At 45.3% G+C, this 26,007-nt stretch carries 22 protein-coding genes and 2 tRNA genes; 21 read left to right on the top strand and 3 right to left on the bottom strand.

What is annotated here, in order from left to right; genetic code table 11:
• Window positions 1-29 precede the first annotated feature (29 nt).
• The 3 genes from rplU to cgtA all read left to right on the top strand — a co-directional run bounded on the left by rplU (window position 30) and on the right by cgtA (window position 1,919).
• Window positions 30-338, top strand: coding sequence for a 50S ribosomal protein L21 (gene rplU, locus PTE_RS06220; RefSeq protein ID WP_015836119.1), 309 nt, complete (start codon window positions 30-32; stop codon window positions 336-338).
• A 19-nt stretch (window positions 339-357) separates the two neighbouring features.
• Complete coding sequence (gene rpmA / locus PTE_RS06215) at window positions 358-615, top strand: 50S ribosomal protein L27 (RefSeq protein WP_036844084.1); 258 nt, start codon at window positions 358-360, stop codon at window positions 613-615.
• Window positions 616-743: 128 nt separating this feature from the next.
• Window positions 744-1,919 carry an Obg family GTPase CgtA gene (gene cgtA / locus PTE_RS06210; protein WP_036844083.1) on the top strand — a complete coding sequence of 392 codons (1,176 nt, stop codon included), beginning with the start codon at window positions 744-746 and terminating at the stop codon, window positions 1,917-1,919.
• Between the two features lie 57 nt (window positions 1,920-1,976).
• On the opposite strand, the gene dacB is transcribed toward cgtA, so the two are convergent.
• The gene (gene dacB / locus PTE_RS06205) at window positions 1,977-3,425 is read right to left on the bottom strand and encodes a serine-type D-Ala-D-Ala carboxypeptidase (RefSeq protein WP_036844082.1); all 1,449 of its coding nucleotides are present in this window, start codon (window positions 3,423-3,425) and stop codon (window positions 1,977-1,979) included.
• Between the two features lie 260 nt (window positions 3,426-3,685).
• Here dacB and greA point away from each other — a divergent pair, with 260 nt between their 5' ends.
• Window positions 3,686-4,162, top strand: a complete 477-nt coding sequence (gene greA / locus PTE_RS06200) for a transcription elongation factor GreA (protein ID WP_036844081.1) — start codon at window positions 3,686-3,688, stop codon at window positions 4,160-4,162.
• Window positions 4,163-4,298: 136 nt separating this feature from the next.
• Here the strand turns inward: greA and yhbY are convergent, their stop codons facing one another.
• Window positions 4,299-4,592 (bottom strand): ribosome assembly RNA-binding protein YhbY, encoded by a 294-nt coding sequence (gene yhbY / locus PTE_RS06195; RefSeq protein ID WP_021323300.1) that lies wholly within the window; start codon window positions 4,590-4,592, stop codon window positions 4,299-4,301.
• A gap of 137 nt (window positions 4,593-4,729) precedes the next feature.
• Here yhbY and rlmE point away from each other — a divergent pair, with 137 nt between their 5' ends.
• From rlmE to PTE_RS06115, 17 genes are all read left to right on the top strand, one after another.
• Window positions 4,730-5,359 (top strand): 23S rRNA (uridine(2552)-2'-O)-methyltransferase RlmE, encoded by a 630-nt coding sequence (gene rlmE / locus PTE_RS06190; protein ID WP_015836112.1) that lies wholly within the window; start codon window positions 4,730-4,732, stop codon window positions 5,357-5,359.
• 57 nt (window positions 5,360-5,416) lie between these two features.
• The gene (gene ftsH / locus PTE_RS06185) at window positions 5,417-7,360 is read left to right on the top strand and encodes an ATP-dependent zinc metalloprotease FtsH (RefSeq protein ID WP_110742802.1); all 1,944 of its coding nucleotides are present in this window, start codon (window positions 5,417-5,419) and stop codon (window positions 7,358-7,360) included.
• Window positions 7,361-7,436: 76 nt separating this feature from the next.
• Window positions 7,437-8,282, top strand: a complete 846-nt coding sequence (gene folP / locus PTE_RS06180; RefSeq protein ID WP_036844079.1) for a dihydropteroate synthase — start codon at window positions 7,437-7,439, stop codon at window positions 8,280-8,282.
• Window positions 8,279-9,616 (top strand): phosphoglucosamine mutase, encoded by a 1,338-nt coding sequence (gene glmM / locus PTE_RS06175; RefSeq protein ID WP_036844078.1) that lies wholly within the window; start codon window positions 8,279-8,281, stop codon window positions 9,614-9,616. The genes folP and glmM overlap by 4 nt, the downstream gene beginning before the upstream one ends.
• Before the next feature lie 175 nt (window positions 9,617-9,791).
• Window positions 9,792-10,130, top strand: a complete 339-nt coding sequence (gene secG, locus PTE_RS06170) for a preprotein translocase subunit SecG (RefSeq protein WP_036844077.1) — start codon at window positions 9,792-9,794, stop codon at window positions 10,128-10,130.
• A gap of 58 nt (window positions 10,131-10,188) precedes the next feature.
• Window positions 10,189-10,277 (top strand) — tRNA-Leu (locus PTE_RS06165).
• Window positions 10,278-10,335: 58 nt separating this feature from the next.
• A tRNA-Met gene (locus tag PTE_RS06160) sits at window positions 10,336-10,412 on the top strand.
• Window positions 10,413-10,623: 211 nt separating this feature from the next.
• Window positions 10,624-11,076 (top strand): ribosome maturation factor RimP, encoded by a 453-nt coding sequence (rimP, locus tag PTE_RS06155; RefSeq protein ID WP_023043415.1) that lies wholly within the window; start codon window positions 10,624-10,626, stop codon window positions 11,074-11,076.
• Window positions 11,077-11,097: 21 nt separating this feature from the next.
• Window positions 11,098-12,606, top strand: coding sequence for a transcription termination factor NusA (gene nusA, locus PTE_RS06150; protein WP_036844076.1), 1,509 nt, complete (start codon window positions 11,098-11,100; stop codon window positions 12,604-12,606).
• Window positions 12,607-12,630: 24 nt separating this feature from the next.
• Entirely contained in the window at window positions 12,631-15,345 is a 2,715-nt protein-coding gene (infB, locus tag PTE_RS06145) for a translation initiation factor IF-2 (RefSeq protein ID WP_036844075.1), read from the top strand.
• Window positions 15,346-15,410: 65 nt separating this feature from the next.
• Window positions 15,411-15,821, top strand: a complete 411-nt coding sequence (rbfA, locus tag PTE_RS06140) for a 30S ribosome-binding factor RbfA (RefSeq protein ID WP_036844074.1) — start codon at window positions 15,411-15,413, stop codon at window positions 15,819-15,821.
• Entirely contained in the window at window positions 15,821-16,768 is a 948-nt protein-coding gene (truB, locus tag PTE_RS06135) for a tRNA pseudouridine(55) synthase TruB (RefSeq protein ID WP_036844073.1), read from the top strand. The genes rbfA and truB overlap by 1 nt, the downstream gene beginning before the upstream one ends.
• A gap of 122 nt (window positions 16,769-16,890) precedes the next feature.
• Window positions 16,891-17,160 carry a 30S ribosomal protein S15 gene (gene rpsO / locus PTE_RS06130; RefSeq protein ID WP_036844072.1) on the top strand — a complete coding sequence of 90 codons (270 nt, stop codon included), beginning with the start codon at window positions 16,891-16,893 and terminating at the stop codon, window positions 17,158-17,160.
• 246 nt (window positions 17,161-17,406) lie between these two features.
• Window positions 17,407-19,536, top strand: a complete 2,130-nt coding sequence (gene pnp, locus PTE_RS06125) for a polyribonucleotide nucleotidyltransferase (protein ID WP_036844071.1) — start codon at window positions 17,407-17,409, stop codon at window positions 19,534-19,536.
• Between the two features lie 122 nt (window positions 19,537-19,658).
• Window positions 19,659-20,543, top strand: a complete 885-nt coding sequence (gene nlpI, locus PTE_RS06120; protein WP_021323312.1) for a lipoprotein NlpI — start codon at window positions 19,659-19,661, stop codon at window positions 20,541-20,543.
• A 101-nt stretch (window positions 20,544-20,644) separates the two neighbouring features.
• A complete protein-coding gene (gene yrbN / locus PTE_RS27180; protein WP_110742800.1) occupies window positions 20,645-20,725 on the top strand; it encodes a protein YrbN in 81 nt (26 codons plus the stop codon).
• A complete protein-coding gene (locus PTE_RS06115; protein WP_036844070.1) occupies window positions 20,715-22,649 on the top strand; it encodes a DEAD/DEAH family ATP-dependent RNA helicase in 1,935 nt (644 codons plus the stop codon). The genes yrbN and PTE_RS06115 overlap by 11 nt, the downstream gene beginning before the upstream one ends.
• A gap of 1,462 nt (window positions 22,650-24,111) precedes the next feature.
• On the opposite strand, the gene PTE_RS06100 is transcribed toward PTE_RS06115, so the two are convergent.
• A complete protein-coding gene (locus PTE_RS06100; protein WP_036844067.1) occupies window positions 24,112-25,914 on the bottom strand; it encodes a carbon starvation CstA family protein in 1,803 nt (600 codons plus the stop codon).
• Window positions 25,915-26,007 lie beyond the last annotated feature (93 nt).

Here is a 26,007-nt window from a genome sequence, read left to right as displayed (position 1 = left end):
TTAGGGGGCGTGCGGAAAGCGGAGTTTATATGTACGCGGTTTTCCAAAGTGGTGGTAAACAACACCGAGTCAGCGAAGGTCAAACAATTCGCCTGGAAAAGCTGGACATCGCAACAGGTGAAACTGTTGAGTTTGACCAGGTTCTGATGGTCGCTAATGGTGATGACATCAAAATCGGCGCTCCTGTAGTTGAAGGCGTTAAAGTCAAAGCTGAAGTGGTTGCTCATGGTCGCGGCGAGAAAATTAAAATCGTTAAGTTTCGTCGTCGTAAACACAGCCGTAAGCAGCAAGGCCACCGTCAGTGGTTCACTGATGTTAAAATCACTGGCATCGCTTAAGATTTAGGAGAGCAGATTAATGGCACACAAAAAGGCTGGCGGCTCAACTCGTAATGGCCGTGATTCTGAAAGTAAACGTCTGGGTGTAAAACGTTTTGGTGGCGAGTCTGTATTAGCAGGCAGCATCATTGTCCGTCAACGTGGTACTAAATTCCACGCTGGCACCAACGTTGGTTGTGGTCGTGACCACACCCTGTTCGCATTAGCTGACGGGAAAGTTAAGTTCGAAGTTAAAGGCCCGAAAAACCGCAAATTTATCAGCATCGAAGCTGAATAAGTTTTTCGAGTTACAAACCGAATCAGAAGCCCCGCAATGTGTTGCGGGGCTTTTTATTATTCTGAATACGCCATCTCTGGGTAAAACAGCCGTCCAGCACTGTAATGGCTATCATACGGAGAAAAAATATGAAATTTGTAGATGAAGCCAGAATACTGGTTGTTGCGGGGGATGGTGGCAATGGTTGTGTCAGCTTCCGTCGTGAAAAATATATTCCGAAAGGTGGGCCAGACGGTGGGGACGGTGGAGACGGTGGAGATGTTTATCTGCTGGCAGATGAAAATCTCAACACACTGATTGACTATCGTTTTGAAAAGTCTTTTCGGGCGGAACGTGGACAAAATGGTCAGAGCCGTGATTGTACAGGTAAGCGTGGTCAGGATATTACGATTAAAGTGCCTGTTGGTACGCGTGTCCGTGATGTGGCAACCGGTGAAATTCTGGGCGACATGACTCGTCATGAACAGCGTCTGATGGTAGCGAAAGGTGGATTTCATGGACTGGGTAATACCCGCTTTAAATCTTCTGTTAACCGGGCTCCTCGTCAAAAAACAATGGGGACTTCAGGTGAAACCCGCGAATTGATGCTGGAACTGATGTTGTTGGCAGATGTTGGTATGCTGGGGATGCCAAATGCAGGGAAATCTACATTTATCCGTGCTGTTTCTGCTGCTAAACCAAAAGTTGCAGATTATCCATTCACAACTCTGGTACCCAGCTTGGGTGTTGTAAGGATGGATAACGAGCAGAGTTTCGTGGTCGCTGATATTCCGGGTCTTATTGAAGGTGCTTCCGACGGTGCTGGCTTGGGTATTCGTTTCTTGAAACATTTGGAACGTTGTCGGGTGCTGCTGCATTTAATTGATATCTGTCCTGTTGATGAATCAGATCCTGTCGAAAATGCCCGGATTATTGTCAATGAGTTACAGCAATACAGCGAAAAATTGGCAGAAAAACCACGTTGGTTGGTATTCAATAAAGTTGATCTGTTAGAGCCAGAAGAAGCCAAACAGCGTGCACAAGCTATTGCTGATGAATTAGGTTGGGAAGGAGATTTTTACATGATCTCAGCGATAAATCGTCTGGGTGTTAAAGAGCTTTGTTGGGATATTATGGAGTTTATGAAAACCAAACCTCGTAATATGAGTACAACAGAAGATGGCGCTCAACCTGAGAAAGTTGAATTCATGTGGGATGATTACCATAAAGAGCAACTAGAACAGGTTTCGGAAGCAGACGATGACTGGGATGACGATTGGGATGAAGATGACGACGAAGGTATTGAAGTAATTTATAAACGCTGATTCTTCTGTCTCTTTCATTGCAGTTAAGGGCGCCACCTATTTGTGGCGCCGATTTTATTAGTTTTGTTGATATAAATCTTTATATAGCCGACTTTCGAATCGCACCAGAGGAACCCGCCGGCTGCGGTGCTCTTTTGGCGGTACGGCATAAGCAGAAATAAACTGCACGAAGGCAACTCGCTGACCGCTAGCAGTGGTTATAAAGCCAGCCAGATTATACACTCCTTGCAGGGCACCGGTTTTAGCCGAAACTTTCCCGTTTACTCCTGCTTCATCCAATCCTCCCCGGTATCTTAGAGTACCGTCATGACCAGCTAATGGCAGCATGGAAATGAAATCTAATTCTTGATCATGTTGAGCAATAAATTGTAATACTTCCATCATGGTTGCTGGGGCAATCAGATTATGGCGGGATAATCCTGAGCCATCTACCATCACGGTATTTCCCAGATCGATACCTGCTTTTTGTTTCAATACTTGCCGTACCGCATCAGAGCCTGAACGCCAGGTTCCTGGTATATCAAAGAGCTGTCGGCCTATTGTCCTGAATACGGTATCCGCGATCATATTGTCAGATTTTTTCAGCATGACTTTCAGCAGATCATGTAATGGTGCGGATTGATTCTGAACCAAAATTTTACTCGGCTCAGTTGGTAAGCTTTGGCGTTTGAGGTTACCTGTGATTTCAATTCCAGCAATTTGCAGTTCGTTTTTGAGAATTGCCCCCGCATAGCTGGTTCCGTTCTGAATAGCGAAAGCCAGTGGCAACGGTTCACTGCGCTGAGTAAGGCATCCGGTAAGTGTAAAACGGTTGAGTTCTCCTGGAACGACATCTAATTCACAGTATTGGCTTTCAGGAGAACCTTTTGCCAATGTTTTAACTTCACTAAACATATTCACTGGATAAAAGGATGCGACACGGATGAACGCAGTATCACCGGGATGTTCTGCGCTATACAATGAAACGGAAAAACAGTTTCTATCTACGATTGCGGCAGCAGGCGGCGCACTAAAACATTGGGTCATATCATTCCATACCCAACCGGGAGCCTTATCGTGGCTGGAAAAAGCGGAAACATCTATTAAAAGATCACCGTCAATTTTTTTCACGCCGGCTTGATTCAAAACTGTAACCATATTGCGAAGTTGTTGGCGGGTCAGCGTTGGATCTCCGACAAAACGAGCGATCAAATTCCCTTTTAAAATACCGTTTGAAATTTTGCCATTACTTTCCAATGTGGTGATAAAGCGATAGTCTTTTCCCAGTTGTAATAATGCTGCAAGCGCGGTGACAACTTTCAGAGTGCTTGCTGGCAGAGCCATTTGCTGCCCGTGATAATCAATTAACGGGGTATTGGCACCAACTTTCTGAGCGATTAACGCAAGATTAGTGCCATCAGGCAGATATTGCGTATATTCCTCAACAGATGTGGCGTTTGCGTTGGGGGTAGTCAAGTACAGACAGACAACGCAAACTAATTTGCTGGCAATTTTAAAGAAGGACATAAATTTCGCATATGGATGTGGACATGCCACAATACTAAGGCGCAACGTGGGGGAAAGTAAACGATGACCCATCATCAAGTCTACGTTAGAATGATATATTAATATGTAGAATATGACTGTGAACTCTGGGTAGCCCGGTGGTTCACATTATTGTTTATTGTCTGGAAGCCCGCCCGACAAGGCGTGCTCATTGTGCTGTTATCTGAAAACATCAGGATGATGCTTGTTTTTTGCTCAGGAAAGATTTAGAGGATTAATAAATGAAACAGATTCCAATGACGGTACGTGGCGCGGATAAGTTGCGCGAAGAGTTAGATTATCTAAAGAACGTACGCCGTCCAAAAATTATTTCAGACATTGCTGAAGCGCGTGAACATGGTGATCTGAAAGAAAACGCTGAGTATCATGCAGCCCGTGAACAGCAAGGTTTCTGCGAAGGCCGTATTCAGGAAATCGAAGCTAAGCTTTCTAATGCACAAGTGATTGATGTCACAAAAATGCCCAAAACTGGGCGCGTTATTTTTGGCGCTACAGTGACAGCTTTGAATATAAATACGGATGAAGAGCAGACTTACCGGATTGTGGGTGATGATGAAGCTGATATTAAAGAAAATTTAATCTCAGTGAATTCACCGATTGCCCGTGGTCTGATTGGTAAAGAAGCTGATGACGTTGTTATTATCAAAACACCAGGCGGTGAAGTTGAATATGAAATCCTGAAAGTTGAATATATTTAAACTTCAGAATCAGCCTGTTGCTATTGATTCCTATTAGGTAAAGCTACATAAAAAACCTAGAGAAGGTAAAAAAGGCCGGATATGGCCTTTTTTACCATAATCATGCGCATGGCATTTTTATATAAATGTGGTTTGATTATTTAGGTAAAATAATTCTGCGTTCTTCCGATTGGCGGTAAAGAACCAGTATTTTTCCGATAATTTGCACATTATATGCACCAGTTTCGCGGACAATTGCATCGGCGATCAAATTTTTGATTTCACGATCTTCGCCTGCGATTTTGACTTTGATAAGCTCATGGTGTGCCAGCGTTTGTTCAATTTCAGCCAACACGCCCTCAGTCAAACCGTTGTTACCAATCATGACGACAGGTTTTAACGGATGAGCTAAACTTTTCAGGTGTTGCACTTGTTTTTTGTTAAGAGTCATTGTTTTTTTGCTTAGTTAGGATTGAAAACGGGACATTCTACCGCCATCTCATATCTATCACCATAAATAGTGTGTTGTGGTTTTGGTGTGCGGAGCAATAGATATCTGGCTCTTTATTAGTATAGTTGGAAAGGACAATGGCCAATAAAAAACGTTCGGCAAGCTCCAGCCGCTGGTTACAAGAACACTTTAGTGATAAATATGTTCTTCAGGCACAGAAAAAAGGGCTTCGCTCTCGCGCTTGGTTTAAACTTGATGAAATTCAACAAAGTGACAAAATTTTTAAGCCCGGCATGACCGTTGTCGATTTAGGCGCCGCCCCTGGTGGATGGTCTCAGTATGCAGTGAGTCAAATTAATGAGAATGGGCGGGTGATTGCCTGTGATCTTTTACCGATGGATCCAATTGTCGGAGTCGATTTCCTTCAGGGCGATTTTCGTGATGAACTTGTATTGAAAACATTGCTTGAGCGAGTTGGTGATAACAAAGTCCAGGTTGTCATGTCGGATATGGCACCCAATATGAGCGGAACACCTGCGGTCGATATTCCTCGATCCATGTATCTGGTTGAATTGGCGTTGGATATGTGTCGTGATGTGCTGGCCCCCGGGGGGAGTTTCATTGTCAAAGTGTTTCAGGGAGAGGGCTTTGATGAATACCTGAGGGAAATTCGCTCCCTGTTTACGAACGTGAAAATTCGTAAGCCAGACGCTTCGCGGGCACGATCGCGTGAAGTATACATTGTAGCGACAGGGCGGAAACTATAGTACCCTGAATGCTATTTGTTAACACAGTTGTAATATGAGGTTAATCCCTTGAGTGACATGGCGAAAAACCTGATTCTCTGGTTAGTTATCGCAGTTGTGCTGATGTCGTTATTCCAGAGTTTTGGTCCCAGCGATTCCAATAGTCGTAGGGTGGATTACTCTACCTTCATCAATGAGTTAGCCCAGGATCAGGTGCGCGAAGTTCGTATCACAGGTCGTGAAATTAATGTTAGTAAGAAAGATAACAGCAGATACACCACTTACCTACCAATACAGGATGAAAAACTACTTGATACGTTACTGAATAAGAACGTGAAAGTGGTTGGTGAACCGCCGGAAGAACCAAGCCTGCTAACTTCTATTTTCATTTCCTGGTTCCCGATGTTATTGCTTATCGGAGTCTGGATTTTCTTTATGCGCCAGATGCAGGGCGGTGGCGGTAAAGGGGCAATGTCTTTTGGTAAAAGCAAAGCTCGTATGCTGACAGAAGATCAGATTAAAACCACTTTTGCTGATGTTGCTGGTTGTGACGAAGCGAAAGAAGAAGTCGGTGAACTGGTGGAATATCTGCGTGAGCCAGGCCGTTTCCAGAAATTGGGTGGAAAAATCCCAAAAGGCATTCTGATGGTCGGGCCTCCAGGTACTGGTAAGACTTTGCTGGCAAAAGCAATTGCCGGTGAGGCAAAAGTGCCATTCTTTACTATTTCCGGCTCTGACTTTGTTGAAATGTTTGTCGGCGTTGGTGCATCCCGTGTTCGTGATATGTTCGAACAGGCGAAGAAAGCGGCACCTTGTATCATTTTTATTGATGAGATTGATGCAGTAGGCCGTCAGCGTGGTGCCGGTTTGGGTGGTGGTCACGATGAACGTGAGCAGACTTTGAACCAGATGCTGGTTGAGATGGATGGCTTTGAAGGTAACGAAGGTATTATCGTCATTGCCGCAACTAACCGCCCTGACGTACTTGATCCGGCGTTACTGCGCCCTGGGCGTTTTGACCGCCAGGTTGTTGTCGGTCTGCCAGACGTACGTGGTCGTGAGCAGATTCTGAAAGTTCATATGCGCCGGGTTCCTCTGGATACTGATGTCGATGCTTCTGTCATTGCGCGCGGTACTCCGGGATTCTCTGGTGCTGATCTGGCGAATTTGGTGAATGAAGCTGCTTTGTTTGCTGCCCGTGGCAACAGACGTGTGGTTTCTATGGTTGAATTCGAAAAAGCGAAAGACAAAATCATGATGGGTGCGGAGCGCCGTTCCATGGTGATGACGGAAGAGCAAAAAGAATCAACTGCTTATCATGAAGCAGGCCATGCCATTATTGGTCGTTTGGTTCCTGAGCATGATCCTGTTCATAAAGTTACCATTATTCCTCGTGGTCGCGCTTTGGGTGTGACTTTCTTCCTGCCGGAAGGGGATCAGATCAGTGCTAGCCGCCAGAAGCTGGAAAGCCAGATTTCAACCTTATATGGAGGCCGTCTGGCAGAAGAGATTATTTATGGTCCAGACAGTGTTTCTACTGGTGCATCTAACGATATCAAGGTTGCAACATCGATTGCTCGTAACATGGTAACGCAGTGGGGTTTCTCGGAAAAACTCGGCCCATTGCTCTATGCGGAGGAAGAAGGGGAAGTGTTCCTCGGGCGTTCAGTTGCGAAAGCTAAACATATGTCTGATGAAACTGCTCGTCTTATCGATCAGGAAGTTAAGGCAATTATTGACCATAACTATCAACGTACCCGTCATATTCTGATGGATAACCTTGATATCCTGCATTCGATGAAAGATGCATTGATGAAGTACGAAACTATTGATGCACCTCAGATCGATGACTTAATGAATCGTACGAATGTGCGCCCGCCGGCAGGATGGGAAAATGGTAACGGTAGCAACAATAACAGCCGACCAGCAAGTAATACGTCACCTCCACAGCCTGCAAAACCAACTGATGATATCAATACGTCGGTACAAGATGGTGAACAATCAGGAAATAAAGATCAGTAATTGTTCCTTAGCCCGATAGATATATGTATTAAACCCCAGGCAAGCCCTGGGGTTTTGATATTAAAGGTAGACCAACATGAAACTCATAGTTAGAGATAATGTTCTCGATCTCTCCCGCCCGCAAGTAATGGGTATTTTGAATGTTACTCCAGATTCATTTTCAGATGGCGGCATTCATAATACTCTGGATATGGCCTTACGGCATGCTGAAAAAATGGTTATTGAAGGCGCTGCAATCATTGATGTCGGTGGAGAATCTACCCGTCCCGGTGCCGATGAGGTCAGTGAACAGGAAGAAGTAGATCGGGTTGTTCCGGTTATTGAAGCTTTAGTTCAACGATTTAATATTTGGATTTCTGTTGATACCTCAAAAGCATTGGTTATGAGTGAATCGGCAAAAGCTGGTGCTCATTTGATTAACGATATTCGTTCATTGCAAGAGTCTGGTGCTTTGGAAAGTGCTGTTCAATCTGGCTTACCTGTTTGTTTGATGCATATGAAAGGTCAGCCGAGGACTATGCAGGATGCTCCATATTATGAAAATTTGTTGGGTGAAATGAAACAATTTTTTACTGAGCAAATTGAACGTTGTATGGCTGCAGGGATAGCAAAAGATAAACTTATTCTTGATCCGGGCTTCGGTTTTGGCAAGGACTTGACGCATAATTATCAGTTACTGGCGCATTTAAACGAACTTCATCAATTTGGTTTGCCTGTGTTGGCAGGAATGTCACGTAAGTCCATGATAGGTCAACTGCTTCATGTCCCACCACAAGAAAGGGTTGCCGGTAGTGTGGCCTGCGCTGTTATTGCCGCTATGCAAGGAGCACAAATTATCCGGGTACATGACGTTAAAGAGACCGTTCAGGCAATGCGAATTGTTGAAGAAACACTTTCAGTAAAGGAAGAAAAGAAATTATGAGTAACCGCAAATACTTTGGTACTGATGGCATCCGTGGCAAAGTGGGCGATAGCCCAATCACGCCGGATTTTGTGTTAAAGCTCGGTTGGGCTGCGGGTAAGGTACTGGCCCGTCATGGTTCTCGTAAGATAATTATCGGTAAGGATACTCGCATTTCTGGCTATATGCTGGAGTCTTCTTTAGAAGCAGGTTTGGCAGCGGCTGGTTTGTCTGCTTCATTTACTGGTCCTATGCCGACACCAGCTGTTGCTTATCTGACCCGTACTTTCCGTGCTGAAGCTGGAATTGTTATTTCTGCTTCTCATAATCCTTATTATGATAATGGTATTAAATTCTTCTCTATTGACGGGAAGAAATTGCCGGATGATGTGGAAGAAGCGATTGAAGCTGAAATGGAAAAACCACTGACTTGCGTGGAATCCGCAGAGTTAGGACGTGCAAACCGTATTGTTGATGCGGCTGGTCGTTATATTGAGTTCTGTAAAGGTACATTTCCAAGCGAACAAAGTCTCAATGGGTTGAAAATTGTTCTTGACTGCGCTAACGGTGCGACTTATCACATTGCTCCAAATGTACTCAGAGAGCTAGGGGCTAATGTTGTGACGATTGGCTGTGAGCCGAACGGGATTAATATCAACGAAAAATGTGGTGCTACCGATGTTCGGTTGTTGCAGCAACGTGTTGTAGAAGAGAAAGCCGATGTTGGCTTGGCATTCGATGGTGATGGTGACCGCGTGATTATGGTTGACCACTTGGGGCAGAAAGTTGATGGCGATCAGATCCTTTATATTATTGCCCGCGAAGCCTTGAGACAGGGGCAACTGCGTGGTGGTGTTGTGGGTACGCTGATGAGTAATATGGGATTGGAGTTGGCATTGAAGCAGCTTGGTATCCCATTCTTGCGTGCTAAGGTGGGTGACCGTTATGTGCTGGAAAAATTGCAGGAAGAGGGCTGGCGTTTAGGTGCTGAAAATTCCGGTCATGTTATCCTGCTTGATAAAACAACTACAGGTGATGGTATTGTTGCTGGCCTTCAGATACTGAGTGCAATGGTGCGTAACCATATGAGCCTGCATGATTTATGCAGTGGTATGAAACTTTTGCCGCAGGTGCTGGTAAATGTTCGTTTTTCTGGTTCACACGATCCACTTCAATCAGAAAATGTAATCAGTGTCGCCAAATCTGTTGAAGCTGAATTAAATGGCCGTGGACGGGTATTGTTACGCAAATCAGGCACTGAGCCATTGATTCGTGTCATGGTGGAAGGTGAAGATAATGTTCAGGTAACGGCTTTGGCGCATCGCATTGCTGATGCAGTGAAACACGCTGGTTAATTTGTTGTTTTTTTCCTCAAGTGATTCTGATTATTGAAATTAACCTTGCGTATCAGATGTTGTTTGGTTAGTATTCACACCCACTCAACAGGCGATTAATCTGTTTGGGTGGGTGATGCGGTATAAGGTAACCACGTAAATCGTGGTAAACCCCACGAGGATACAGGTACAACATATGTATGAAGCTCTTTTAGTTGTTTTCTTGCTGGTCGCTATCGGGCTGATTGCCTTGGTTATGCTACAGCAGGGTAAAGGTGCTGATATGGGTGCTTCCTTTGGTGCGGGTGCGTCTGCAACACTATTTGGTTCATCGGGTTCTGGTAACTTTATGACCCGTATGACTGCGCTTTTTGCCACTCTGTTTTTTATTATTAGTTTGGTGCTTGGGAACATGACCAGTAACCAAACGGGTATAGGCAGTAAGTGGGAGAATATTGGTGAACCGGCTAAAGTCGAGAAGTCCACAGAAATCCCAGCAATGCCAGCAGCACCGAATAGTGACATTCCGCAATAATCGTCACGAAAAAGAATTAAGATAAGGTTATTGGTTAAGTAGATAGCCTTATATCAGTGCCGAGGTGGTGAAATTGGTAGACACGCTACCTTGAGGTGGTAGTGCCCACACTAGGGCTTACGGGTTCAAGTCCCGTCCTCGGTACCATTATTTAGATAGCTTGCGTTTTGGCAGTTATCAGCGTAATATTTGCCACGTTTTCGAACGCGGGATGGAGCAGCATGGTAGCTCGTCGGGCTCATAACCCGAAGGTCGTCGGTTCAAATCCGGCTCCCGCAACCACTTCTTAATAAGATGTACCTTTTTCGAATGAAATAATTCAGCAATATTTAACGTATTGATCCTGATTTGAAAGGTGCGCGAAGTGAGTGGTTTAAGTCACTGGCAGCAAATAGGGTCCAGTTGCATAAAGCCCCGAATTTCGGGGTTTTTTGTTATTTGACAACAGAACTACTGGGCTAATGAGCCCTTTTTTTATGTCTTGGGGGTGGGTTTGTCCACATTAGAACAAAAATTAACAGCGATGATTTCAGCACCAGTTGAAGCTTTAGGCTTTGAATTAGTCGGCCTGGAGTTTATTCGTGCGCGTGTTTCTACACTGCGGATCTATATTGATAGTGAGAATGGTATCACTGTTGATGATTGTGCTGATGTTAGCCACCAGGTCAGTGCGGTATTGGATGTCGAAGATCCTATCTCGGTACTTTATAACCTGGAAATTTCTTCACCTGGCCTAGAACGTCCATTGTTCACTGCTGAACATTACCAGCGTTTTATTGGTGAAGAAGTCAGTCTGGTTTTACGTATAGCAATGCAAAACCGTCGGAAATGGCTGGGTATTATCAAAACTGTCGACGGCGAAATGATCACGGTTACGGTGGATGGAAAAGATGAAGTGTTCGCACTGAGCAACATCCAGAAAGCGAACCTGGTACCCCACTTTTAAAGTTCGGATGAGGCAACTAGGATGAATAAAGAAATTCTGGCTGTTGTGGAAGCGGTTTCTAATGAAAAATCCCTTCCACGCGAAAAGATCTTCGAGGCGCTGGAAACAGCACTGGCCACAGCCACCAAGAAAAAATATGAACAAGATATTGATGTTCGTGTCAGTATAGATCGTAAATCTGGCGATTTTGACACCTTTCGCCGTTGGTTAGTTGTTGAAGAAGTGACTCAGCCGACTCGTGAAATTACGTTGGAAGCGGCGAGATTCGAAGAGCCTGAAATTGATTTGGGTGGTTATACCGAAGATCAAATTGAATCAGTCACATTTGACCGGATTACAACGCAGACTGCTAAACAGGTTATCGTACAGAAAGTACGTGAAGCTGAACGCGCCATGGTTGTTGACCAGTTTCGCGAACAACAAGGTGAGATCATCACCAGTGTTGTTAAAAAAGTAAATCGTGAAAATATCACTCTTGATCTGGGCAATAATGCTGAAGCAGTTATCCTTCGCGAAGACATGTTACCGAGGGAAAATTTCCGCCCAGGTGACCGCGTGCGTGGTGTACTGTATGATGTTCGCCCTGAAGCACGAGGTGCGCAACTGTTTGTCAGCCGTTCCCGTCCGGAAATGCTGGTTGAACTGTTCCGTATTGAGGTTCCGGAAATTGGTGAGGAGCTTATCGAGATTAAAGCTGCTGCCCGTGATCCGGGGTCCCGCGCTAAAATCGCAGTAAAAACTAATGATAAGCGTATCGATCCGGTTGGTGCTTGTGTTGGTATGCGTGGCGCGCGAGTACAGGCCGTTTCCAGTGAACTGGGCGGTGAACGAATTGATATCGTATTGTGGGATGATAACCCAGCTCAATTCGTAATTAATGCTATGGCTCCGGCTGATGTTGCATCCATTGTTGTTGACGAAGACAAATGCACGATGGATGTTGCCGTTGAAAGCAACAACTTGGCTCAGGCTATCGGCCGTAATGGTCAAAATGTTCGTCTGGCTGCGCAGTTGCTGAAAAAACACCGTGGTGATGACAAATGGGAATTAAATGTCATGACTGCTGAGGAGCTGCAAGCAAAACATCAGGCGGAAGCTCACGCTTCTATTGATACATTCACTAAGCATCTCGATATTGATGAAGGGTTTGCTACTGTTCTGGTCGAAGAAGGTTTCTCAACTCTGGAAGAACTGGCTTATGTGCCAATTAAGGAGCTGCTGGAAATTGACGGCCTTGATGAGGAAACTATCGAAGTCCTGCGTGAACGTGCAAAAGCTGCTTTAACTACTTTGGAACTGGCTCAGAAAGAGAGTCTCAGTGATAAGCAACCAACTGAAGAGTTGTTAAATCTGACTGGTATGAACCGCACTCTGGCATTTGACCTGGCTGCCCGTGGCATCTGTACGCTGGAAGATCTTGCCGAGCAGGGTATCGACGACCTATCGGATATTGAAGGTTTGAGTGATGAGCAAGCAGGAGAGTTCATCATGGCGGCTCGCAATATCTGTTGGTTTGGTGATGATGCGTAATAAACTGTAGCAGGAAGGAACAGCATGACAGATGTAACCGTAAAATCACTGGCAGAAGAGATCCAGACTTCGGTTGATCGCCTGGTACAGCAATTTGCTGATGCAGGGATTAAAAAAACCGAAGCTGATTTTGTCTCCCAGAAAGAAAAAGAAGCTTTACTGGCGCATTTGAACCGTGAACAAGGCGGTTCAGCTGGTAAACCAGATAAATTAACATTACAGCGTAAAACACGTAGTACATTGAGTGTTTCAGGCACCGATGGAAAAAGCAAACCGGTAGCCGTCGAGGTCCGCAAAAAGCGCACATATGTAAACCGCGATGCCGTTGAACAGGTTAAAGCGGAAGAACAGGCGAAGCGTGAAGCGGAAGAGCAAGCACGGCGCGAAGCAGAAGAAAAAACGCAACGCGAAGCCGAAGCAGCAGCGAAGAAACTCGCTGAAGAGCAGGCTAAACGTGAGGCAGAAGAAATAGCCAAACGTGAGGCAGCTGAAAAAGCTAAGCGCCAGGCAGCGGAAAATGAAAAAGTGACCAATCAACATACCGAACATAAACAAAAACCAGCTCAAAATGAGAAAGCGCGTCGAGAAGCAGAAGCTGCTGATCTTAAGCGCAAAGCCGAAGAAGAAATGCGCCGTAAGGTAGAAGAGGAAGCTAAACGCGTTGCTGAAGAGGCTCGCCGTATGGCTGAGGAGAATCAGGATAAATGGTCAAATGATTCAGATTCCAGCGATAATAATGAAGATTATCATGTCACTACCTCTCGCCACGCCCGTGCTGCGGAAGACGAAAATGATGCTAAAGTTGAAGGTGATCGCCGTGCTCGTAGCCGCAGTGGTAAAACTACTCGTCAGAAGAAAAATAATAAACATTCTGAATCCAAAGCGGATCGTGAAGAAGCCCGTGCAGTTGGCCGTACAAAAGGTAAACAACGTAAAACCAGTACATTGCAACAGAGCTTCAATAAGCCTGTAGCCGCAGTTAACCGTGATGTTGTAATTGGTGAAACTATTACTGTTGCTGAGCTGGCTAATAAGATGGCGGTTAAAGGCTCCCAAGTCATTAAGGCCATGATGAAAATGGGCGCAATGGCAACCATCAACCAGGTGATTGATCAGGAAACTGCACAGCTGGTTGCTGAAGAAATGGGTCATAAAGTCATCCTGCGTCGTGAGAACGAACTGGAAGAAGCGCTGATGAGTGACCGCGATACCGGTGAAGCTGTAGCCGAATCTCGTGCGCCGGTTGTTACTATCATGGGTCACGTTGACCACGGTAAAACTTCTCTGTTGGATTACATTCGTTCTACTAAGGTGGCTTCTGGTGAGGCGGGTGGTATTACCCAGCATATCGGTGCTTACCATGTTGAAACTGAAAGTGGCATGATTACCTTCCTGGATACTCCAGGACACGCTGCATTTACTTCAATGCGTGCGCGTGGGGCGAAAGCTACTGACATCGTGGTTCTGGTTGTTGCTGCCGATGATGGCGTAATGCCCCAGACTATCGAAGCTATCCAGCACGCAAAAGCAGCGAATGTTCCTGTGGTTGTTGCAGTTAACAAAATCGATAAACCAGAAGCCGATCCGGATCGCGTGAAAACTGAGCTTTCGCAGCACGGCGTTCAGCCTGAAGAGTGGGGTGGTGAAACTCAGTTTATCAATGTGTCTGCTAAAGCTGGTATCGGAATTGATGAACTACTGGACGCAATCTTGCTACAGGCTGAAGTCCTTGAACTGAATGCTGTCTATTCTGGTATGGCAAGCGGCGTTGTTATCGAATCGTTCCTAGATAAAGGTCGTGGTCCGGTTGCGACAGTACTGGTTCAGGAAGGTACTTTGAACAAAGGCGATATCGTACTTTGTGGCTTTGAATATGGGCGCGTTCGTGCGATGCGTGACGAACTGGGTCGTGAAGTGTTTTCCGCAGGCCCATCTATTCCAGTGGAAATTCTTGGCTTGTCCAACGTGCCGGCAGCGGGTGATGAAGCAACGGTTGTACGTGACGAGAAGAAAGCCCGTGAAGTGGCTCTGTATCGTCAGGGTAAATTCCGTGAAGTCAAATTGGCTCGTCAGCAGAAATCTAAACTGGAAAACATGTTTGCTAATATGGAAGAAGGTGAAGTTTCTGAACTGAATATCGTTCTGAAATCTGACGTTCAAGGGTCATGTGAAGCAATCCGTGAAGCACTGGAACAACTGTCTACCAATGAAGTGAAGGTGAAAATCATTGGCTCTGGTGTAGGTGGTATTACTGAAACTGACGCTACATTGGCTGCTGCTTCTAATGCAATTATTCTGGGTTTCAACGTTCGTGCCGATGCTTCTGCACGCCGTGTCGTTGAAAATGAAAGCCTGGATCTGCGTTATTACTCCGTTATCTATAGCCTGATTGATGAAGTTAAACAGGCAATGAGTGGTATGCTGGCACCTGAATATAAACAGCAGATCATGGGCCTTGCAGAAGTTCGTGATGTGTTTAAGTCACCGAAATTCGGTGCGATTGCAGGTTGTATGGTGACTGAAGGGACCATTAAGCGAAATAACCCAATCCGTGTACTGCGTGATAACGTAGTGATTTACGAAGGTGAGCTGGAATCCCTGCGCCGCTTTAAAGATGACGTTAACGAAGTCCGTAATGGTATGGAATGTGGTATCGGCGTTAAGAACTACAACGATGTTCGCGTCGGAGATATGATAGAAGTATTTGAAATTATTGAAATTAAACGTTCTATCGCTTAATTCCTACCGCTGGTTAATTTCATTGTTGGGGGGCTTATGCCCCCCAAATGTCAGGAGATATAGCAATGGCAAGAGAATTCAGCCGTACTCAGCGCGTTGCACAGGAAATGCAAAAAGAGATTGCCATCATTTTACAGAGAGAAGTAAAAGATCCTCGGATTGGTATGGCAACTGTTTCTGGTGTTGAAGTTTCCCGTGATTTGGCTTATGCCAAAGTATTTGTTACCTTTCTGAATGTGTTGACTGAAGAACATGATTCCGATGTGGTGAAAAAAGGTATTAAGGCATTGAATGAAGCTTCTGGTTTTATTCGTTCTCTGCTGGGTAAAGCAATGCGTTTGCGTGTCGTACCAGAACTGACTTTCTCCTATGATAATTCCCTGGTCGAGGGGATGCGGATGTCCAATCTGGTCACTAATGTCGTGAAGAATGATGAACAGCGACGGGCTTCTGTGGATCACAAAGAGGAGAAGTAATGGGGCGTCGTCGTCGCGGTCGTGATATACATGGCGTGTTGTTACTGGATAAGCCGCAGGATATTTCTTCTAATGATGCGTTGCAAAAAGTAAAACGTATTTTCAACGCCAACAAAGCTGGTCACACTGGTGCGTTGGATCCGCTGGCAACGGGTATGCTGCCGGTTTGTCTCGGTGAAGCTACGAAGTTTTCCCAGTTCTTACTTGATTCTGATAAGCGTTATCGGGTGATAGCCCGTCTTGGTCAGCGTACTGACACATCTGATTCACACGGGCAGATCATCAGTGAAAGAGCAATCCGGATAAATCAGGCTCAGCTTAATGAAGCTTTGGCTAAATTTCGTGGTAATACTATGCAAATCCCTTCCATGTATTCTGCACTGAAACATCAGGGGAAACCACTGTATGAATATGCCCGTCAAGGTATTGAAGTAGAACGGGAAGCACGGCTAATCACAGTCTATGAATTACAGTTTATCCGCTGGGAAGATGATGAACTGGAATTGGAAATACACTGTTCGAAAGGAACTTATATTCGCACTATTATTGATGATTTAGGCGAATTATTAGGTTGTGGTGCTCACGTTATTTATTTACGTCGTTTACAGGTAGCGAATTATCCAAATGATCGAATGGTTACGCTTGAGCAATTATATGAATTGCAAAAGCAGGCCGAAGATCGGGAAATACCTGTGGACAAATTAATTGATCCGTTGTTATTACCAATGGATAGTGCAGTTGCTCATTTCCCAGAGGTTAATTTACTTCCGGTAGTTGCGGCTTATTTTAAACAAGGTCAGGCGGTACGAAGTGCCAAATCTCTGGCTCTGGTTGAGAGTATGGTGCGCGTAACTGAAGGTAATGAACGAAAATTCATTGGCATTGCTGTTATCAATGACGATGGGCTTGTTGCTCCTCGCCGTTTAGTTGTTGAAAGCCGGGATTAGGGTATTTGGGGCTATCTTGCGCTTAACTTATTTGCAGCGTAGAATGGCGCAGCTATATGTTGGGTGGCTGAATTAGAGATCGGCACCCGTAATTTTAATTTATGTATTTTTGGAGTTGTAATATGTCTCTAAGTACTGAAGCAAAAGCGCAAATTATTGCTGAATTTGGTCGTGATGCGAATGACAGTGGTTCTAGTGAAGTGCAGATTGCTTTGCTGACCGCACAGATTAACCACCTGCAAGGCCATTTTTCAGAGCACAAAAAAGATCACCATAGCCGTCGTGGTCTGCTGCGCATGGTTTCTCAGCGTCGTAAATTGCTGGACTATCTGAAGCGTAAAAATGTAACAAGTTACACTGGGCTGATTGGGCGTCTTGGCTTACGTCGCTAATCAAGCAAGTTTCAGTGGAAAGGGGCCATATATGGCCCCTTTTCTTCTGAGAAGTCATCATACGTAACAGCATAAGAATGCTGATGATGATTTTTGGGTAAGGCTCTTCGGTTACAGAGGTTCGCGCGGCTAATGAGAGTGCTTAAAGGAGTGAGAGCTGTCATTAGTCGCGAGGATGTGGCATGAAGAGATCATTCATTGTTGTCTGCTGAATATAAAAGACAACGTTAACGAAAGGATATTATTTTGCTGAATCCGATTGTTCGTAAATTTCAATATGGTCAACATACCGTTACTATCGAAACGGGTATGATGGCTCGTCAGGCCACGGCTGCTGTCATGGTCAATATGGATGACACTGCTGTATTCGTAACTGTTGTTGGTCAGAAAAAAGTAAAAGCTGGTCAGGATTTCTTCCCGCTGACTGTTAACTATCAGGAGCGTACTTACGCCGCAGGCCGTATCCCAGGCAGCTTCTTCCGTCGTGAAGGTCGCCCAGGAGAAGGCGAAACATTGGTAGCACGTTTGATTGATCGCCCTCTGCGTCCTCTGTTTCCGGAAGGTTTCCTGAACGAAGTTCAGATTGTAGCGACTGTGGTTTCTGTCAATCCACAAATTAACCCGGATATCGTTGCAATGATTGGCGCTTCTGCTGCGCTGGCATTGTCTGGTATTCCATTCAATGGCCCGATTGGCGCTGCCCGCGTTGGTTATATTAATGATCAATACGTGCTGAACCCAACCAGCGATGAACTGAAAAACAGCAGTTTGGATCTGGTGGTTTCAGGTACTGCCGGTGCTGTTTTGATGGTGGAATCTGAAGCAGATCTGCTGACTGAAGAGCAAATGCTGGGTGCGGTAGTGTTCGGCCATGATCAACAACAAGTGGTTATTGATAACATTAATGCGTTGGCTGCGGAAGCAGGCAAAGAGAAATGGGATTGGGTACCAGAACCTGTTAACCAGGCGTTGCATGATCGTGTAGCTGAATTGGCAGAAAGCCGTCTGGGTGATGCTTACCGTATCACTGAGAAACAGGAGCGTTATGCTCAGGTTGATGCTATCAAAGATGAAGTTACAGCTGCGCTGTTGGGACAGGATGAAACTTTGGAAGAAGCGGAAATCTATGAAATTCTGGGTAGCTTAGAGAAAAATGTTGTTCGTAGCCGTGTCCTGCGCGGTGAACCACGTATTGATGGCCGCGAAAAAGATATGGTTCGTGCGTTGGACGTACGTACTGGTGTTCTGCCCCGTACTCACGGTTCTGCACTGTTTACCCGCGGTGAAACTCAGGCTCTGGTTACTGCGACTCTGGGTACAGAACGTGATGCACAGATCATTGATGAGCTGATGGGCGAGCGTACAGATCGCTTCTTGCTGCACTATAATTTCCCTCCATATTCTGTTGGCGAAACAGGTATGATGGGTTCACCAAAGCGTCGTGAAATTGGTCATGGCCGTTTGGCTAAACGTGGTGTATTGGCAGTTATGCCAAAAGCTAACGAGTTCCCATACACAGTTCGTGTAGTTTCTGAAATTACAGAATCTAACGGTTCATCTTCAATGGCATCTGTCTGTGGAGCATCTCTTGCGTTGATGGATGCAGGTGTGCCAATTAAGGCCGCTGTTGCTGGTATTGCAATGGGTCTGGTGAAAGAAGGTGATAACTTTGTTGTTCTGTCTGATATTCTGGGTGACGAAGATCATCTGGGTGACATGGACTTTAAAGTAGCGGGTAGCTGTGAAGGTATCAGTGCGCTGCAAATGGATATCAAAATTGAAGGTATCACCCGTGAAATTATGCAAGTTGCGTTGAATCAGGCAAAAGGTGCGCGTTTGCATATTCTGAGCGTGATGGAGCAGGCAATTACCACTCCACGTGATGATATTTCTCAATTTGCACCACGCATTCATACTATCAAGATCAACCCGGACAAGATCAAAGATGTTATCGGTAAAGGTGGTTCGGTTATCCGTGCACTGACTGAAGAGACCGGCACTACCATTGAGATCGAAGATGATGGCACAGTGAAAATTGCTGCAACTGATGGCGAAAAAGCAAAACATGCAATCAGGCGTATTGAAGAAATTACCGCCGAGATCGAAGTTGGCCGTATTTACGCCGGTAAGGTAACCCGTATCGTTGATTTCGGCGCATTTGTTGCTATCGGTGGTGGTAAAGAAGGTCTGGTACATATTTCGCAGATTGCTGATAAGCGGGTTGAGAAAGTGGCTGACTATTTGCAGGTTGGTCAGGAAGTACCAGTTAAAGTACTAGAAATTGATCGCCAGGGTCGTGTTCGCCTGAGCATCAAAGAAGCGACAGCCGGCACAGCTGTTGAGGAAGCACCACCAGCACCACAATCAGTAGAATAAATTTGATGTCATAAACGGTGTCTTGTAAAAAAGCGCCGTTTAACAGACTCAGGGCAGGAGGCCCAATAAATGCAATAGGTGATAGGGCATTCTTAATCAATGTCTGACTTTGGGAGTAGGAAATGAATTTTTTTCTGCGCTGGTGTTATGCTGTAGCAATACTTATCTTGGCAGGATGCAGCAGCAAGGATTGGCGTAAAAACGAAGTTTTTGCTATTCCATTACAACCTTCATTGCAGCAGGAAGTTATTCTGGCCCGTATGGAACAGATTCTTGCGAGTCGATCATTGACAGAAGATGAGTACGCACAGCTTTTATATGAGAGGGGTGTGCTGTATGATAGTCTCGGGCTGAGAGCCTTGGCACGGAATGATTTTTCTATTGCCTTGTCTATTCGGCCTAATATTCCAGAGATTTTTAATTATCTGGGAATTTACTTTACGCAGGCTGGCAATTTTGATGCCGCCTATGAAGCGTTTGATTCTGTATTAGAGCTTGATCCAACTTACAATTACGCGCGTCTGAACCGCGGCATCGCGTTGTATTACGGTGGCCGGTATAAGTTAGCGCAGGATGATCTGCAGGCGTTTTATCAAGACGATCCAAATGATCCCTTCCGTTCGTTGTGGTTATACCTGGTGGAAAAAGAATTTTATCCTAAAGGAGCGATGGTAAACTTGTCGCAACATTACGAAAGAGCGAACCGGGGGCAATGGGGCTGGAATATAGTTGAATTCTATTTAGGCAAAATCAGTGAATATACATTGATGGATCGCCTGAAAGAGAATGCAACGGATAACACTTCGCTCGCTGAGCATCTCAGTGAAACTGACTTCTATTTAGGTAAACATTACCTAAGTCTGGGGGACAAGGATAGCGCATCTGCGTTATTCAAGCTGACGGTGGCTAACAATGCACATAACTTTGTTGAGCACCGCTATGCATTGTTGGAATTGGCGCTGTTAGGCCAGGAACAAGACGACCTATCAGAATCGGACCAGCAATAGCTGACGAACATTTCGAGATCGATTTGCAAAGTCCATCATCTTGACCGATGAGGGCTTGTTTGTTCGTTTAATTATATACTTTGAGCCAGTTCACATTTTAAATGAAAATGACCGAAATTTTTTTCAATGCGTTATGTAGACTGGCCGCCATAACTAATGAGGCACCATTACATGACCACTGAAACTGAAATCTCCTTTGCTGATCTGGGTTTATCAGCACCTATTCTTTCTGCACTGGAAGATCTTGGCTATGAAAAGCCATCTCCAATCCAGCAACAATGTATCCCCCATTTATTAAATGGTCGTGATGTGCTGGGTATGGCACAGACCGGCAGTGGTAAAACGGCGGCATTCAGCCTGCCTTTATTGCATAACATCAATGCTGAGCTGAAAGCTCCGCAGATCCTTGTGTTGGCACCGACCCGTGAACTGGCGGTACAGGTAGCCGAAGCGTGCGCGGATTTTTCTAAACATATGCGTAACGTGAATGTTGTTGCACTGTACGGTGGGCAACGTTATGACGTTCAGTTACGTGCTTTGCGCCAAGGTCCACAAATTGTTGTAGGTACACCTGGGCGTCTTCTGGATCACCTGAAGCGTGGTACTTTGGATCTTTCTAACCTGAGCGGTTTGGTTTTGGATGAAGCAGACGAAATGCTGCGCATGGGCTTCATCGAAGATGTTGAAAACATTATGAGCCAGATCCCAGCAGAGCACCAAACTGCGCTGTTCTCTGCAACGATGCCGGAAGCTATCCGCCGCATCACTCGTCGTTTCATGAATGATCCCCAGGAAGTACGTATCCAGGCGAGTGTAACTACCCGTCCTGACATCAGCCAGAGTTATTGGTCTGTTTACGGTATGCGTAAAAATGAAGCGCTGGTGCGTTTCCTGGAAGCTGAAGATTTTGATGCTGCGATTATTTTCGTGCGCACCAAAAATGCAACACTGGAAGTGGCAGAAGCACTGGAGCGTAGTGGTTACAATAGTGCGGCCCTGAACGGTGATATGAACCAGGCACTGCGTGAGCAGACACTGGAACGTCTGAAAGATGGTCGTTTGGATATTCTGATCGCAACGGATGTTGCAGCGCGTGGTCTGGATGTTGAACGTATCAGTTTGGTTGTTAACTATGATATTCCAATGGATGCGGAATCTTATGTTCACCGTATTGGTCGTACAGGTCGTGCGGGACGTGCGGGACGTGCATTACTGTTTGTAGAAAACCGTGAACGCCGCCTGTTACGTAACGTTGAACGTACAATGAAGTTGACTATCCCTGAAGTTGAACTGCCGAATGCCGAGTTGCTGAGTCAGCGCCGTCTGGAAAAATTCGCAGCCAATGTGCAACAACAACTGGAAAGCAGCGATTTGGAGCAGTACCGTGCTCTGTTGTCCAAATTGCAACCTGCGGAAGATTTGGATATAGAAACTCTGGCAGCGGCGTTGTTGAAAATGGCACAAGGTGAGCGTCCGTTGATTCTGCCACCCGATCCGGTTCGCCGTCCTCGTCGTGAGTTCAACGAGCGTGATGATCGTCGTCGCAATGGTTCCGATGATCGTGGTGAGCGGGGTGAACAACGTGGTGATCGTCCTCGCCGTGAGCGCCGTGATGTTGGTGACATGGAGCTGTACCGTATTGAAGTGGGTCGTGACGATGGTGTTGAAGTTCGTCATATCGTTGGTGCGATTGCTAACGAAGGCGATATTAGCAGCCGTTATATTGGTAACATCAAACTGTTTGCAACTCATTCAACAATTGAGCTGCCAAAAGGTATGCCAGGCGAAATATTGTCTCATTTTACCCGTACTCGTATTCTGAATAAGCCAATGAATATGCAGTTAATGGGTGATGCGCAACCATTTGAACGTCGTGAACGCCGTGGTGGCCCACGTAACGGTAATAGTAATGGCAATGCTCCTCGCCGTGATCGTGAGAATTTCAACGGTGGTGGCCGTCGTTTCAGCGGTGAACGCCGTAGTGGAGAAGATCGCGGTGGTGAAAGTCGCGGTGAAGGCCAAAACCGTAGCAATTTCCGTGGTCGTAGCGATGAGAATGGTTCATCTGCCCCACGCCGTCGTTATAACAACAGCAACGCGCAGTAATTAACTGATATTTGAATGATAAAACGGCTCCTTTTTACAGGGGCCGTTTTTGTTGCTAGTGCACTTCAATCTACCTTTTGCCTGCTGTAGTTTGCATTGTCTCAGGGGGCCGAAAAAATTTGGTGTAAAAATGATCCACGGTATACATTTTGTCATTTGGTGCCCTATCAACACAAAATGGATCAATTTCAGAATACAGCTGATTGTTGAATGTTATACCAATCTGAATGCATCGGTCGATACCGATTGCGCCAAGTGCGTCTAGACGGTCTGCATCCTGGACGATCCTCGCTTCTAAGGTTGTCGGTACTAATTTGCATTGAAACTGTGGGCTACAATTGCATGATGAATGTCTGAAAGGCATTTCTGGGGGTAGCCTATCTTTTCCAGAAATGTGATAGCTATATCAGCAGCAATTTGTGAATTTCTCCCTCTGTCTGGGTGATTTTTGGGGAGAGTATAACAATCATGTAGGAAGCGACGGGTATGATTACTTTACTGTTTGCTTTCTCTTGCAGACATAATCTTTTTGACGTTTGCACTATCCTCATAATATGGTTGATGTCATGTGCAGGATCCGTATTCATTTCTTTATAAATGAACTATCAGAATAGCATTTCATACCTGTTCAAATGTTTCATGAAAATGACTTTTTTTAAAAGTTGTTGGGGGTTGTTGGCATATTTCATATAGATAACCATACCGGGCGAGATTTCACATTATTAAAATGATCTGATAATCATCTTTCATAAAAAAAGTGATTTTGACGATGACTATTTTTAACTATATCAATGAAATACCAGCCCCACACGCTGACATTAATGCTCTGCGTTTTATGATAGGCAGGTTTTAAACTGTCATTAAAAGTCATTTTTTAACTCATGGTTCTAATTGGTATAAAGTTTTCACCGTTGTTTTTACCCCTTTTAACGCTTGCTTTTTGTTAAGTTTAATCATCATTGGATATCGTATTTTACCTTTAACGAACGCTAATAATACTCGCTTTTTATCTTTACTAACTCTGTTTTTCGACTTTTTCCCTTTTTCCATCACCATCATATCGTTTACGATAAGGTTTACTGGCAATACGAATAGTTTTCATAAGTCACCTCCCTTTATTTTTTCTTTATAAATCAGCAAGTAAATAGCTTGATGAGATAAAAGTACTCCTTTCTGTTTTTTCGGATAATCAATCCCTTTTTCAGGGCTTAAATCCTGCTAAATTAATCGTTTTATCCATTTTTTATTGCGTTATTTTTAGGGTTTTCTTCGTAAAATGACCGGCGAAAAAGCGCTTTAATACCTCTGTATTCGTGCTTTTCAATGATTATGGCAGATTAGGTAAATGTAAAATAAGTGGAGTATAGAGTCCCTTATATAATGGATTAAATATGCATTCATTTTTATAGCAAAAAAGCTGCCCCCATAAAGAGGCAGCTTTGATCTTTAATACTAAGAAGAATCAGTTACTCAATACTTCAACCGGATTGTTTGCACTGCGTGCGCGCCATAGTTTCAGCCATTGCATAATAGAAGAAACCATAATCACTACACCGAGGATAACCATCACAATGGAGATAGTTCCGTTGAAGATGTTGAAACCTTTTGCTGCGGAGTTGAAATAGACATTTTTCACCATCCAATAGGCAGCGTAGTTCACCGTAACATACAGGTAAGCCAGTGGGATCAGGCAGGTCAGCATATACCAGCGTTTTTCAGACAAACGCAGGATAATTGTTGCACCAATCATCAGGCCGATAGATGCCATCAGTTGATTGGATACACCGAATAGTGCCCAAACTGAATTGATATCACCGGAATTCAACAGATAACCCCACAATAAACAGGCAATGACACTACAACCGACCGAACCCGGTAACCAGTCGAGGCGTTTCAGAGGCGCCCAGATATCGCCCAGAAAATCTTGCAGCAGGTAGCGGGCAACACGTGTACCAGAATCAACTGCTGTCAGGATAAACACCGCTTCGAACATGACGACGAACTGGAAGAAATAGGATGCCAATTGGCTGAACCAGGGGATACGGGTGAAGATATCCGCCATACCCACTGCCAGGGTGACTGCACCACCAGTACGGCCATACAGATCCAGGCCAATTTCCTGACTGAGTGTTGGCAGGTGGACAACATCCATACCCAGTGTGGCGAAGACTTCCGGGGCGGAGTTAATAGCGAAATAGTCAGCCGGATATAGGGAAGTGGCTGCAATCAGCGCCATTACGCCAACAACGCATTCTGCCAACATTGCGCCGAAGCCAACGGGCAAAATATCACTCCACTTATCGATCTGTTTAGGTGTCGTACCAGAACCGATAAATGCGTGGAAGCCAGAAATTGCACCACAAGCGATAGTGATAGAGATAAACGGCCATACCGGTCCAGCCAGCACCGGGCCATTACCATGAATAAATTCAGTCACTGCCGGGAATTGGATCTCTGGGTTAATAAAGATCACACCCACAACCAGCGCACCGAATACACCAATTTTCATAAAGCTGGAGAGATAGCCACGTGGAGTCAGCAGCATCCAAACTGGCAGGGCGGTTGCGAAAAACGCGTAGATTGGCAGTGCCATGCTGACGGTGGATGTACGCAGACTCAGCCATTCGCCGAAAGCCGATTCCTGGATATAAGGGCCGATGAGCACACAGGCCATAATGGTGATAATGCCTACCCAGGTTGCTCCGCGCATATTGCCGGTAAAGCGTTCCCACAGGCCGACACCGATGGCTACCGGGATGGTCATAAATACTGCAAACGTTCCCCAGGGGTTACGTTCTAATGCGTGAACCACCACCATAGACAGACCTGCCATGGTAATCGTGATGATGAACAACATTGCAAGGCCGGTACACCAGCCTGCAACTGGGCCAAGTTCTGCTTTGGCAACTTCTGACAGCGATTTACCACGATGTTTCATTGAGGCGAATAAAACAACTGTATCGTGTACAGCACCGCCGATAACACAGCCGATTAACAGCCATAACATACTGGGCAGATAACCGTATTGAGCGGCTAATACTGGGCCAACCAGCGGTCCTGCGGCTGCGATTGCCGCGAAGTGGCTACCGAAATTCACCCATTTTTTCGTAGGTACATAATCTTTACCGTCTTCCAGTAAATGCGAAGGTGTCACTTCACTGTCATCAGCTTTCAATACTTTCTTAACGAAGAATACGCCGTAAAAACGGTAGCAGATAACCAGAATACACAACGTCGCAATAACAAATGTGAGAGCGTGCTGCATTTCTCTTCTCCTGAGGGCTATAATTTTTTACTCCTATCTTGTCACAGCTAAAGGAAGCTATCAGGAAGTGTCTGAGTGAGTGGTTGTATGGCG

It is taken from the genome of Photorhabdus khanii NC19, from assembly GCF_000517265.1.
GTDB classification, from domain to species: Bacteria; Pseudomonadota; Gammaproteobacteria; order Enterobacterales; family Enterobacteriaceae; genus Photorhabdus; species Photorhabdus khanii.
The sequence above is the reverse complement of the archived record's forward strand: the minus strand, read 5'-3'. Positions and strand labels throughout refer to the sequence as shown.